The 13230-nt window shown below is 74.9% G+C and carries 9 protein-coding genes and 1 tRNA gene; all 10 read left to right on the top strand.

The window, feature by feature from the left end; translation table 11 throughout:
• Positions 1-181: 181 nt before the first annotated feature.
• Positions 182-254, top strand: a tRNA-Gln gene (locus E9549_RS16810).
• 31 nt (positions 255-285) lie between these two features.
• Positions 286-1794, top strand: coding sequence for a bifunctional UDP-N-acetylglucosamine diphosphorylase/glucosamine-1-phosphate N-acetyltransferase GlmU (gene glmU / locus E9549_RS16805; protein WP_236827739.1), 1509 nt, complete (start codon positions 286-288; stop codon positions 1792-1794).
• 13 nt (positions 1795-1807) lie between these two features.
• Positions 1808-2788 (top strand): ribose-phosphate diphosphokinase, encoded by a 981-nt coding sequence (locus E9549_RS16800; protein ID WP_236827738.1) that lies wholly within the window; start codon positions 1808-1810, stop codon positions 2786-2788.
• Positions 2789-2833: 45 nt separating this feature from the next.
• Positions 2834-3862 carry an adenylyl-sulfate kinase gene (gene cysC, locus E9549_RS16795; protein ID WP_236827737.1) on the top strand — a complete coding sequence of 343 codons (1029 nt, stop codon included), beginning with the start codon at positions 2834-2836 and terminating at the stop codon, positions 3860-3862.
• Positions 3863-4006: 144 nt separating this feature from the next.
• Positions 4007-4720: a 50S ribosomal protein L25/general stress protein Ctc gene (locus E9549_RS16790; RefSeq protein ID WP_236827736.1), complete on the top strand. Its 714-nt coding sequence runs from the start codon at positions 4007-4009 to the stop codon at positions 4718-4720.
• 86 nt (positions 4721-4806) lie between these two features.
• On the top strand, positions 4807-5376 hold the full coding sequence (gene pth / locus E9549_RS16785) for an aminoacyl-tRNA hydrolase (protein WP_236827752.1): 570 nt from the start codon (positions 4807-4809) through the stop codon (positions 5374-5376).
• A gap of 184 nt (positions 5377-5560) precedes the next feature.
• Positions 5561-7063 carry a sugar transferase gene (locus tag E9549_RS16780; protein ID WP_236827735.1) on the top strand — a complete coding sequence of 501 codons (1503 nt, stop codon included), beginning with the start codon at positions 5561-5563 and terminating at the stop codon, positions 7061-7063.
• A gap of 149 nt (positions 7064-7212) precedes the next feature.
• Positions 7213-8463 carry a DUF1972 domain-containing protein gene (locus E9549_RS16775; protein WP_236827734.1) on the top strand — a complete coding sequence of 417 codons (1251 nt, stop codon included), beginning with the start codon at positions 7213-7215 and terminating at the stop codon, positions 8461-8463.
• A gap of 56 nt (positions 8464-8519) precedes the next feature.
• Entirely contained in the window at positions 8520-9173 is a 654-nt protein-coding gene (locus E9549_RS16770; RefSeq protein ID WP_236827733.1) for a hypothetical protein, read from the top strand.
• Positions 9174-9513: 340 nt separating this feature from the next.
• Positions 9514-13230 (top strand): PKD domain-containing protein (locus E9549_RS24260; RefSeq protein ID WP_236827732.1); only part of this gene is annotated, 3717 nt, incomplete at its 3' end.

Raw genomic sequence — 13230 nt, 5'->3', positions numbered from 1 at the left:
AGAGGGCCGGTGCGCGCTGGGCCCGGCTGCTGCGCCGTAACGTACGCCACCCCCGGGGAGGCGGCGACCGGGCCGGGCTGGGCCCGGCGCCCGCGCGCGTGCCCCCGCGACGGCCGACGCCCTAGGCTCGCGGGGGGCGCCGCTCCACCCGGCGTCCCCCGGCCCGGTACCGGCCCGGGGATGGGGGATGGGGTAATCGGCAGCCCGCCGGCCTTTGGAGCCGGGAAGTCTCGGTTCGAGTCCGAGTCCCCCAGCGCAAGCAGCCATCGCCTCCCGAGGAGTTCCGTGACCCACGTGCAGCCGGTCAACGCCCCCGCCGCGCCGACGGTGGCCGCCGTCGTGGTCCTGGCCGCCGGGCAGGGCACGCGGATGCGCTCGTCCACGCCCAAGGTGCTGCACCCGCTGGGGGGCCGGAGCATGCTCGGGCACGTCCTCGCGGCGGCGGCGCCGCTGGGGGCGGGCCGGACGGTCGTCGTCGTCGGGTCCGGCCGGGAGCAGGTGGCCTCCCACCTCGCGGAGATCGCCCCCGACGCCCTCGCGGTGGTGCAGGAGGAGCAGCTCGGCTCGGGGCACGCGGCCGGGGTGGCCCTGGCCGCCGTGCCCGACCTCGAGGGCTCCGTCCTCGTGGTCAACGGCGACTCGCCGTTGCTGACCAGCCGGACGCTCACCGGGCTCGTGGCCGCGCACGACGCCGCGGGCAGCGTCTTCACCGTCCTCACCGCCGAGGTCGAGGACCCCACCGGCCTGGGTCGCATCGTCCGCGACGACCGCGGCGCGCCGCGGGCGATCGTGGAGGAGCGGGACGCCACCGACGAGCAGCGCGCCCTCCGCGAGGTGAACGCCGGCGTCTACGTCGCCCACGCCGCGACCCTGCGCCGGGTCCTGGCCGGCCTCGGGACGTCGAACGCGCAGGGCGAGCAGTACCTCACCGACGCGCTGGCGCCGCTCGTGGAGGGCGGGGCGCCGACGGCCGCCGTCCGAGCCGACGACCCCGACGACGTGCTGGGCTGCAACGACCGCGTGGAGCTCGCCGCCCGCCGCCGCACCCTCAACGACCGCGTGCTCGACGCGCTGATGCGCAGCGGCGTCACGGTCGTCGACCCGGCGACCACCTGGGTCGACGTCACCGCGTCGGTGGGGCGGGACGCCGTCCTGGAGCCCGGCACCCACCTCCGCGGGGCGACCTCGGTGGGTGACGCTGCCCACGTGGGCCCCGACACCACGCTCGAGGACACCGTGGTGGGGGAGGGGGCCACCGTGGTGCGGGCGCACGCGGTGGGGGCGCGGATCGGTGCGCGGGTCTCCGTCGGGCCCTACGCCTACCTGCGGCCGGGCACCGACCTGGCCGCCGGGGCGAAGGTCGGCACCTTCGTGGAGACGAAGAACGCGCAGGTCGGGGAGGGGGCGAAGATCCCGCACCTGTCCTACGTGGGCGACGCGACGATCGGTCGCGGCACCAACATCGGGGCGGCCACGGTGTTCGTCAACTACGACGGCGTGGCCAAGCACCGCACCACGATCGGCGAGCACGCGCGCACCGGCGCCGACAACATGTTCGTGGCGCCGGTCACCGTCGGGGACGGTGCGTACACCGCCGCGGGATCGGTGATCACCTCCGACGTGCCCCCCGGGGCCATGGCCGTCGCGCGGGCACCCCAGCGGAATGTGGCAGGCTGGGTCCGTCGCCGACGGTCCGGAACGCCCGCTGCGGAGGCCGCGGCAGCGGCCGAGGGCCGGACCCAGGCACCCGGGGCGGGCCCGTCCGCGCCCTCCCGTGCGGCCCACGACAGCTAGGGACACCGAGCCGATGAGTGCGATCCGGCAGACGACGAACAAGAGCATGATGCTCTTCTCCGGCCGGGCCTACCCCGCGCTGGCCGACGAGATCGCGGGGCACCTGGGCGTGACGCCGACCCCCACCGCCGCCTACGAGTTCGCCAACGGCGAGCTGTTCGTGCGGTTCGAGGAGTCGGTGCGCGGGTGCGACGCCTTCGTGGTGCAGAGCCACACCGCACCGATCAACACCTGGCTCATGGAGCAGCTGATCATGGTCGACGCGCTCAAGCGCGCCTCGGCCAAGCGGATCACCGTCGTCGCGCCCTTCTTCCCCTACGCCCGGCAGGACAAGAAGCACCGCGGCCGCGAGCCCATCTCGGCCCGCCTGGTCGCCGACATGTTCAAGACCGCGGGCGCCGACCGGCTGATGACCGTCGACCTGCACACCGCGCAGATCCAGGGCTTCTTCGACGGGCCGGTGGACCACCTCTTCGCCCTCGACCTGCTGGTCAACCACGTCTGCGAGCGCTGGGGCGACCGCGACATCACCGTCGTCTCGCCCGACTCCGGCCGCGTCCGGGTGTCCGAGCGGTGGAGCGACAAGTTGGGCGGCACCCCGCTGGCCTTCATCCACAAGACCCGCGACCCGCTGGTGGCCAACGAGGTCGTCGCCAACCGCGTCGTCGGCGAGGTCGAGGGCCGGGTCTGCATTCTGGTCGACGACATGATCGACACCGGCGGCACGATCGTGAAGGCCGCCGAGACGCTGTTCGACGCCGGCGCCGCGGACGTCATCGTCACCGCCACGCACGGCGTGCTGTCCGGGCCGGCCGTCGAGCGGCTGTCCAACAGCAAGATCAGCGAGGTCATCGTGACCAACACGCTGCCGATCGAGCCGGCCCGCCAGTTCGACAAGCTCACCGTCCTCTCGATCGCCCCGCTGCTCGCGCGGGCGATCAAGGAGGTCTTCGAGGACGGCTCGGTCACCAGCCTCTTCGACGGCGCCAGCTGACGTCCCGGCCCGCGCGGCCGGGCGCCTGCTGCGAGGATGACCGGCGTGCCGGCCAGATCCCGACTCGGTGACGCGCAGGTCGCCGCCGTCGCCCGTTACCACTTCGGCCTGGCCGACGCCGCGCCGGAACTGCCCCCGGCCGAGGAGTACGAGGACGCCCAGGGCGTGCTCGTGGCCACCTCGGACGGCGAGGACCTGACCATTGCGGAGGTCCCGCGCTGGGAGGCGCCGGCCGAGGTCGCCGCCGATCTGCGCGAGCGCGGCTGGGAGTTCCCGGCCGCCTGGTTCGGTGCGCCGCCGGCCGACGTCTCCGGCCTGCCCTCGCGGGTGCTCGCCCTGCTGCCCGCGGCCGGGCTGCCGCCGGACTCCGCCGCGCTGGCCCGGCGCGCCGCGGCGTGGGGCGCGGTGCGGGCCACCGGGCGGGAGGTCGCCGTCCTGCCCGTACCGGTGACGCCGGAGGCCCCCGAGGTGCCGGCCGCCGACCTCGCGGCCGCCTACGGCGCGGAACTGCTCGGCGGGGACCTCGGCGGTGGTCCGCTCGCGACCGGCGGGCGGGTCGTCTTCTGCACCGGGCTCTCGGGCGCCGGGAAGTCGACGATCGCCGCCCGCCTGGTGGAGCTCCTGGTCGAGGAGGGGCGCACCGTCACACTGCTGGACGGCGACGAGGTCCGCCACCACCTGTCGGCCGGGCTGGGCTTCTCCCGCGCCGACCGCGACACCAACGTGCTGCGGATCGGCTGGGTCGCCGCGCAGATCGCCAAGCACGGGGGGACGGCGGTGTGCGCCCCGATCGCCCCCTACGCCGACGTGCGCGCGCACGTGCGCCGGGAGGTCGAGCGGCAGGCCGGGCCCGGCAGCTTCGTGCTGGTGCACGTGGCGACGTCGCTGGCCGAGTGCGAGGCGCGCGACCGCAAGGGCCTGTACGCCCGCGCCCGGCGGGGGGAGATCCCCGCCTTCACCGGGATCAGCGACCCCTACGAGGCGCCGGTCGACGCCGAGGTGACCGTGGAGACCAGCGGGCGGTCGGTCGACGAGTGCGCCCGGCAGGTCCTCGACGCGGTGCTCGGCCGCTGACCGGGCTGGGGTAGCCTGTTCGGCGTTGCCCGGCGAGGGAGACGGTCCACCCGTACTCCGTGATCGACGTGCGTGTGCCCCGTGGGGTGTGCCGCGCCCGGTCGCCGGCCCGCAGACCGATCCACTCCCGAGGAGCACACCACCGTGGCTGACTTCCGTCTCGAGGCCGAGACCCGTACCGAGTTCGGCAAGGGCAGCGCCCGCCGCACCCGGCGCGCCGGCCGCGTCCCCGCCGTCCTGTACGGGCACGGCCAGGACGTCGTCCACCTGTCCCTGCCGGCCCGCGAGTTCGCCGCGGCGCTGCGCAACGGCGGCAGCAACGTGCTGCTGACCGTCGTCCTGGAGGGCAAGGAGCAGCTCGCCCTCACCAAGGCCGTGCAGCGCGACCCGCTGACCCGCGTGCACGAGCACGTCGACCTGCTGGTCGTCCGCCGCGGCGAGAAGGTCACCGTCGACGTCCCGGTGCACGTCACCGGCGACGCCGCCCCCGAGACGCTGGTGAGCATCGAGCTCAACACGGTCTCGGTCGAGGTGCCCGCCACCGCGATCCCGGAGGCCGTCGAGGTCGACGTCACCGGCCGCGAGGCCGGCCAGGGCGTGCACGCGAACGAGCTGACCCTCCCGCGGGGCGCCACCCTGCTCACCGACGCCGAGGCGCTCGTCGTCAACGTGATGGCCGCCCCGACCGCCGAGGCCCTCGAGGCCGAGCTCGCCGAGGCCGAGGCCGAGGTCGGCATCGAGCGCGAGGAGTCCGCGGAGGCCGCCGAGGGCGCCGGCGAGGGCGACGTCGTGCCCGAGCCGCTCGACCAGGGCAGCGGCGAGTCGATGGACGCCGCCGAGAACAGCAAGAACGACTGAGGCTCCCGCTGAGCGAGAGCACCGACCGCAGGGGCGCCGGCACCGCCGGCGCCCCTGCGGCGTCCCCGCCGCCCGAGGGTCCCTTCCTGGTCGTCGGGCTGGGCAACCCCGGCCCGGCCTACGCCGGGAACCGGCACAACGTGGGCGCGATGGTCCTCGAGGAGCTGGCGCGCCGGGCCGGGATCCGGCTGGCCCCCGGCAAGGGTGCCCGGGCCCGGGCGGTCTCCGGCGAGGGGCGGCTGGCGGGACGGCGGGTGGTGCTGGCCCAGCCGACCACCTACATGAACGAGTCCGGCGGGCCGGTGCGCGGGCTGCTCGACTACCACAAGCTGCCGGCCGAGCAGCTCGTCGTCGTCCACGACGAGCTGGACATCGACTTCGGGGTCGTGCGGCTCAAGCGCGGCGGCGGGGAGGGCGGCCACAACGGCCTGCGCTCGATCACCCGCTCGACCGGGACCAAGGAGTACCTGCGCGTCCGCGTGGGCATCGGCCGCCCGCCCGGCCGGCAGGACCCGGCCGACTTCGTGCTCAGGGACTTCTCGGCGACCGAGCGCAAGGAGCTCGACCTCCTCCTCGTAGAGGCCGCGGACGCCACCGAGCTGCTGCTCACCGCGGGTCTGGAAGCCGCGCAGAACCAGGTGCACCCCCGCACCTGACGGGTCTCGCCCGCGGCCCTATCGGGTGACAGCGTGACGCTCCGTGTTGACGGTCCGGCCGGCCCGCTGTGAGTGTTGCCGGGGAATCGACACCGTCGCGCCCCGGTGGGCCGCTGCCCGGCCTCCGGCACCCGCGCTCGCGGTGTGCTGAGCCGGCTACGGTGAGTGATGTCTGGGGGGACGGATGCTGCTGGACCGCGACCAGGCGAGGGCCGGTGGGCTGACGCTGCCGGGAGCCGCCGGCGGATCCGCCGCGGCCGCCCCGCGAGCCCGGCTGCTCGCCCGGCGCGGCGCGCCCACCTGGGTGCGGACCTACACCCGGACGCTGGTCGTGGTGGAGACCGCGACGGCCGCCGCCGCGGGCACCACCGTGCTGGCGGCCCGCACCGAGCCGGCCGGCCCCGGCACCGCCCTCTCCTGGGCCGCGCTCGCCCTGGTGGTGGCCTGGCCGGTCCTGCTCGGGTGCACCGGCGCCTACTCCGAGCGGGTGTACGGCACCGGGAGCGACGAGTACCGCCGCGTCGGCCGCGCCGGCCTGCTCCTCCTGGGCATCACCAGCTTCCTGTCCTACGCCGCCGACCTCGAGCTGAGCCGCGCGCTGGTCGTCGTCGCCCTGCCGGCGCTCACCGTGGCCACCCTGCTGGGCCGCTACGCCGCACGCACCCGCCTGCGCGGGCTGCGGGCGCAGGGGCGGTGCACGAAGAAGGTCGTGGTCGTGGGCCGCGGCGGGGCGGTGCTGGAGCTGGCCACCCGGCTGCAGCGGGAACGCTTCGGGGGCCTGGAGGTGGTCGCCGCCGCCGTCACGCCCGACGACCGGGTGCGGGTCGCCGAGCGGGCCGGCGTGCCGGTCGGCGGCCTCGACGACGTGCTGCTCCTCGCCGAGACCTACGACGCCGACACGATCGCCGTCACCTCCGCCAGCGAGACCGCTGCCCAGTACCTCCGCCGGCTGTCCTGGCAGCTCGAGGGCACCGGCATCGAGCTGCTCGTGGCGCCGGGGCTGATCGAGGTGGCCGGCCCGCGGCTGCACATCCGGCCCTTCGAGGGGCTGCCGCTGCTGGCCGTCGAGGAGCCCTGCTTCGAGGGGTGGCGGCGCGTCGTCAAGGGCGGCATGGACCGCGCGGTGGCGGCGCTGGCGCTGCTCGTCCTCGCGCCGCTGCTGCTCGCCATCGCCGTCGCCGTGCGGTGCACCAGCCCCGGGCCGGTGCTCTACCGCCAGGAGCGGGTGGGCCTGGGCGGGCGCACCTTCACCATGCTGAAGTTCCGCAGCATGGTCGTCGACGCCGACCGGCAGCTCGAGCAGCTGCGCGCGGACAACATCTCCGACGGCCCGCTGTTCAAGATCCGGGCCGACCCGCGGGTCACGCCGGTCGGGCGGCTGCTCCGCCGGCTCTCGCTCGACGAGCTGCCCCAGCTGCTCAACGTCCTCGGTGGCGGCATGTCGCTGGTGGGCCCGCGCCCGCCGTTGCCCGCGGAGGTGGCGCGCTACGACTCCTCGGTGAGCCGGCGGCTGCTGGTGAAGCCCGGCCTCACCGGCCTGTGGCAGATCTCCGGTCGCAGCGACCTCTCCTGGGAGGAGTCGGTGCGCCTGGACCTCCGCTACGTGGAGAACTGGTCGCTGGCGCTCGACGCGGTGATCCTCTGGAAGACCGGGCGTGCCGTGCTCTCCCGCTCCGGCGCCTACTGACCTCCCCCTCGCGCGCGTCACCCGCAGGGGTCACGCCTCCCCCCGGAACCGTCCACCACGGCCACCCGCTCGGCGAAGCTCCTGGTGAGGACATCGCGGCGGCACCGGCAGGTGGCCGGCCCGCGCACCCGGAGACGGACGGAGGGACCATGCGGATCGCCATGGTCGGCACGCGCGGGGTACCCGCCCGGTACGGCGGGTTCGAGACCGCCGTCGAGGAGGTCGGCCGCCGGCTCGCGGACCGGGGGCACCGCGTGGTCGTGTACTGCCGGACCACCCCCGGGCAGACCGAGCGCCCGGCCGAGCACCTCGGCATGGAGCTGGTCCACCTGCCCGCCGCCCGGAAGCGGGCGCTGGAGACGCTGAGCCACTCCGCCCTCTCCGTGGCGCACCTCGTCGCGCACCGCACCGACGCCGCCTTCGTCTTCAACGCGGCCAACGCCCCGCTGCTCCCGGCGCTGCGCGCGGCCCGCGTCCCGGTCGCCACGCACGTGGACGGGCTGGAGTGGAAGCGGGCCAAGTGGGGGCCGGTCGGGCAGCGCTACTACCGGCTGGCCGAGGCGCTCGCCGTCCGCTGGTCCGACGCCCTCATCGCCGACGCCCAGGGCATCGCCGACTACTACCGCTCGGAGTTCGGGGTGCCCACCACCCTGCTCACCTACGGCGCCCCGATCATCGAGCCGGGCACCGGAAAGCTCGCCGAGCTCGGCCTCACCCCGGGCGGTTACCACCTGGCCGTCGCCCGCTTCGAGCCGGAGAACCACGTCGACGTCATCGTCGACGGCTACCGGCGCAGCGGGGCGCGCAAGCCGCTGGTGGTCGTCGGCTCGGCCCCGTACTCGGACGGGTACACCGCCCGCGTGCACCGGCTGGCCGACGAGCGGGTGCGCTTCCTCGGGGGAGTCTGGGACCAGGAGCAGCTCGACCAGCTCTACGCCCACGCCTACACCTACCTGCACGGTCACTCGGTGGGCGGCACGAACCCCTCGTTGCTGCGCGCCATCGGCGCCGGTACCGCGGTCCTCGCCTACGACGTGGACTTCAACCGCGAGGTGGTCGAGGACTCCGGCCGGTTCTTCTCCAGCCCGGCGGACGTCGCCGCGCTCGTCGACGCCGCTGAGGCCGGTCCGGTCGCGGTCCGGCGGGCCGGGGCGCGGGCCCGCGAGCTCGCCCGCGGCTACGACTGGGACGTGGTCGCCACCGGCTACGAGCAGCTCGCCCACCGGCTGGCCCGGCGGGAGGTGCCGAGCCGGCGGCCCTCCGGCCGCAGGTTCCCGGCCCTGGAGAGCGGTCCCGCGCCGCTGCCCTTCCCGCGGCCGGCAGCGGAGTCGGGGGCGGACGTGCCACGGTCGATCGCTTCCGGCTCGGACGTCGTCCGGTTCCGGGGGGCCCAGCAGTGAACGGCGGGAGCGACCGCATCGGAGGACCCCGGACGGGGCCCGGAGAAGGAGGCACCGTGGAGGTCCGGGAGCGCACAGCGCCTGCGCCGGCGAGGTCACGCCCGTGGCAGGTCGTCGCGGGAGCGGCGCTGCTGGTGGCATTGGCGGCTCTCGTGGCGATCCTGCTGACCCGCGGCGGGGGCGGGGGCGGTGCGGCCGCCGCGGACGAGCCGGCGGCTGCGCAGACGTCTGCCGCAGCGGACGAGACGATCGCCCCTCTCCCGCCCACGCCCACCCCCACCGGGCCGACCGAGGACGTCGACGAACCGCCGCCGTCGCTCCCGGAGGTCGCGCTCGATGCGCCGGCCGCCGTCGGCAACGGGGTCGTCGCCACCGTCGCCTCCGTGGAGGCGATCGAGGGCACGGGGGTCGGCCCGGGCAACATCGCCGGGCCGGCGCTACGGGTGACGGTCCGCATCGAGAACGGCACGCCCGAGGCGGTGTCGCTCGACGGTGTGGCGGTCAACCTGGCCTACGGCGACGACCGCACGCCGGCGTCCCCGCTGGACGACCCGTCGCGGCGACCGTTCACCGGGATGGTCGAGCCCGGCGGGTCGGGGGAGGGCGTCTACGTCTTCAGCGTGCCGACAGACGTCCGGGAGCTGGTCACCGTCGAGGTCGGCTACCAGGCCGGCGCGCCACTCCTGCTGTTCACCGGCTCGGCGGCCTGACCCCCGCCGGGTCCCCGCCCCGACGACCCGCCACCGCACCGCGGTGGCGGGTCGTCGTGCGTCCGGGACCGGGGTGGCTACCGGTCGGGGCAGCCGATCGCCGCCCGCGCCTTCTGGTCGAGGGGCTCGCCTGGTCGCCGAGGTGCAGGTGCCCCATCACCCGCTGTGACGGTCTGTCACCGTCACGGGTGAAGCCGCCCGTCCAACCACCTGATCAGGTGGCGACGCGCCCCTTGTTCCGCCTCCTGCGATCACGCAGAGTATCCAGCGCTCGGCCTAAGCGGACGGGTGCGTACTGGAACTGGAGCGGGGGGCTCTCGTGGGATCTGCGGGAACGGGCGTGCGCACGCGCGCCGTGGCGGCGATGCTGGCCATGGTGGTTGCAGCCGGTAGCTGGGCGCTGGCCGCGCCAGGAGCTGCTCGGGCGGACTCGGCCCCGGCGACCGTGACGGCCACGGACCCCGTGACGGTGTCGGCCGACGCGCTGCCCACGGTGCAGATCGACGGCGTGGCGTGGTCGCAGGTCGTCGTCGGCACCACGGTGTACGTCGCCGGCTCCTTCACGCGCGCCCGTCCCGCCGGCGCGCCGGCCGGCACCGGCGAGACCGTGCGCAACAACCTGCTCGCCTACGACATCCGGACCGGTGAGCTCATCACCTCGTTCGCGCCGAGCCTCAACGCCCAGGCCCGGGCGGTGGCGGCGTCCCCGGACGGCACCCGGCTGTACGTCGGCGGTGACTTCACCGTCGCCGACGGGCAGCCCCGCAACCGGATCGCCGCGTACGACACCCGCACGGGCGGGCTGGTCGGCACGTTCCGGCCCAGCGTGAACGGCACGGTCCGCGCGCTGGCCGCCACCGACACGACCGTCTACCTGGGTGGCAGCCTGAGCGCGGTCGGCGGCGTGAGCCGTACCCGCCTGGCGGCGGTGCGCGCGTCCGACGGCGGCCTGCTGCCCTGGGCGCCGGCACCGGGGGCCGGGCCCACGACCGGCAACTGGCTGCCCCTCTTCGACGCGGCCGGCAAGCCGATCGCGGGTACGCGCGACGCCGCGCGCAACGCGCAGACCTCGGTCGACGTCACCTCGCTGGTCCTGACCGGGCAGGGCGCCCAGGTGGTGGCCGGTGGCCGCTTCCACTCGATGAACGGGGCCAAGGCCACCGGGGTCGCGGCACTCGACCCGGTCAGTGCCGCCAACCGGCCGTTCGCGATCAACCAGATCGTCACGAACCAGGGCGTGAACTCCGCCATCTGGAGCCTGTCCACGGACGGGACCACGGTGTACGGCACCGGCTACGACTACTACGGTCCCGGCAACCTCGAGGGCTCCTTCGCCGCGACGGCCGACGGTGGGCAGGTGAGGTGGATCGGCGACTGCCGGGGGGACACCTACAGCAGCTTCGCGACGGGTGGCGCCGTGTACCTCGCGTCGCACGCCCACTCGTGCATCAACATCGGCGGCTTCCCGGAGCAGAGCCCGCAGGTGTGGAAGTTCGCGACCGCCCTGAGCGGTGCCCCCAACGGCCGGGTCGGCACGGCGACGCAGGCCAACGCCAACTTCGCCGGGCAGCCGGCGCCGGCGCTGCTCAACTGGTTCCCGGCCTTCTCCCAGGGGGCCGTCACCGGCCAGTACCAGGCGGGATGGAGCGTCACGGGCAACGAGCAGTACGTTGTCTACGGCGGTGAGTTCCCGCGGGTCAACGGTCAGGCGCAGCAAGGGCTCGTCCGCTTCTCGAGGCCCGCTGCGGCGCAGAACGCAGTGGGCCCGGCCGTGACCCCCGGAGTCACGGTGGCCGCGACCAGTGGCGGGCTCCGCGTCAGCTGGCAGGGCAGCACGGACCAGGACAACCGGGTGCTCACCTACCGGGTCTACCGGGACAACGGTGCCCAGCCGGTGATCGCGTTCAGCCGGTCGTCGCTGTGGTGGCAGGCGGCCCCTGTCGCCTGGACCGATCGCACGGCGGTAGCAGGTCCGCACACCTACCGGGTCACGGTGAGCGACCCCTTCGGCAACGAGTCCGTCATCGGCACCGCGACGGGTACCTCGCCCGGCCCGGCACCGGCGCGGACGTACGCCCAGGCAGTGCATGCCGACGGTGCGACCGGTCACTGGTCGCTCGGCGAGCGCACGGGGACGGCCGCCTCCGACCTGTCCGGTGTCAGCGACATGGTCGGCAGCGGTGGACTCCGCCGCGGCTGGGCCGGTGCCCTGCGAGGTGATGCGGACGCGTCCACGTGGTTCGACGGGGTGGGTGGCTACTTCTCGACCCAGACCCCGAGCCGCGGGCTGCACACCTTCACCGTCGAAGCCTGGTTCGAGACCCGCAGCACGGCAGGCGGGAAGATCCTCGGCTTCGGTGACCAGCGCACCGGGTTGAGCAGCAACCACGACCGCCAGCTGTGGCTCGACCCGTCGGGCAAGCTGCACTTCGCGGTGTTCCCCGGCTTCGGCGCCCAGCTCAGCACGCCGGCGACGTACAACAACGGGCAGTGGCACCACGTCGTGGCGTCGGTCGGCTCGACCGGCATGCACCTGTACGTCGACGGCCGCCTGGCGGCGAGCCGGTCCGACGTGGTGATGGCCCAGGAGATCACCGGTTACTGGCGCATCGGCGGGGACCGCACGTGGTCCGGGGCGCCCTACTTCAACGGTCTCATCGACGAGGTGGCCGTGTACCCGACCGTGCTCAGCGCCGAGCAGGTGGCGCGCCACCACGCCATCGGCACGACCGGTACGGGGCCGAACCCCGCTCCTGCGGCATCGTTCGCGTTCGAAACCCAGGGCCTGACCGCCTCCTTCGACGGTCGGCTCTCCGTGGACCCGGACGGGGGATCCATCAGCCGGTACGTGTGGGACTTCGGTGACGGGACCACCGGCACCGGTGCCACCGCGACGCACACCTACGGCCGGACGGGCACCTTCACCGTCCGGCTCACCGTGACCGACGCCTCCGGGGCGACGGCGAGCACGGTGCGCGAGGTCGCCGTCGTGGCTCCGGCCAACCAGCCGCCGACCGCGTCGTTCTCCGCGTCGTCCTCGGGCCTGGTGGCGTCGGTGGACGCGGGCGCCTCGGCCGACGCCGACGGCCGCGTCGCCTCCTACACCTGGGTGTGGGGTGACTCGACACCGGACGGCTCGGGGGCCACGGCCGAGCACACCTATGCCGAGCCCGGCACCTACCAGGTGACGCTCACGGTGACCGACGACGACGGCGCGACGGCATCGGTGACGCGCGCGGTCGCGGTGACCGCACCCGGGGCGGCGCAGCCGGTGGCCCGTGACGGTTTCGAGCGATCGGTCACCGGTGGGCTCGGGACGGCGGACCTCGGCGGCCCGTGGAAGGTTGCGGTGGGGGCCACCCGGCAGGCGGTGAGCGGCGGGGCGGCGGTGCTCAGCGTGGGGCCGGGCAACAACGCCGGTTCCTACCTGGGTGAGGTCGCTGCCGGCGACGTGGAGGTCCGCACCACGGTGGCGTTCTCGCGGACGCCGGCCAACGGCACCGGGGCCTACGCCTTCGTGACCGGTCGCCGTGTCGGCACCGCGGTGTACAACGCGCGTATCCGCGTGCTGCCCGGTGGCGACGTCGGGGTGTCGCTCGTCCGGCAGGTGGACGGGGTGGAGACCACCCTGAGCTCCGCGACCCTCGCCGGGGTCACGTACACCGACGGCGCACCCCTGAAGGTCCATCTCCGCGTAACCGGTACGGGGACGACCGAGCTGCAGCTGTCCGTGTGGCCGGCCGGGTCCACCGAGCCGACCACACCCATGCTGGTCCGCACCGACACCACTGCGGCGCTGCAGGCCCCCGGTGCTGTCGGCCTGGCCGCCTACCTCTCCGGCAGCTCGTCGAGCCCGGTCACTGTCCGCTTCGACGACCTGGCCGTCACCACGCCGGGTGCCGAGCCGGAGCCGGCGCCCGAGCCCGAGCCGGAGCCGGAGCCCGCGGTGAACCAGCCGCCGGCGGCGTCCTTCACCGCGCAGGTGGCGGGTCTGTCGGTGGCGGTGGACGGCAGCGGCTCGACCGATTCCGACGGTGCCGTCGCCGGGCACGCCTGG

The sequence above is a fragment of the Blastococcus sp. MG754426 genome (assembly GCF_021699055.1).
Classification (GTDB): Bacteria; Actinomycetota; Actinomycetes; order Mycobacteriales; family Geodermatophilaceae; genus Blastococcus.
Note: the sequence above shows the minus strand (reverse complement) of the source record. Positions and strands in the feature narration are given on the sequence as shown.

Coding starts and splice junctions, on each gene's coding strand:
- E9549_RS16800 (WP_236827738.1), top strand. CDS start 1,808: ATGAGTGCGATCCGGCAGACGACGAACAAGAGCATGATGCTCTTCTCC.
- E9549_RS16780 (WP_236827735.1), top strand. CDS start 5,561: ATGCTGCTGGACCGCGACCAGGCGAGGGCCGGTGGGCTGACGCTGCCG.
- E9549_RS16775 (WP_236827734.1), top strand. CDS start 7,213: ATGCGGATCGCCATGGTCGGCACGCGCGGGGTACCCGCCCGGTACGGC.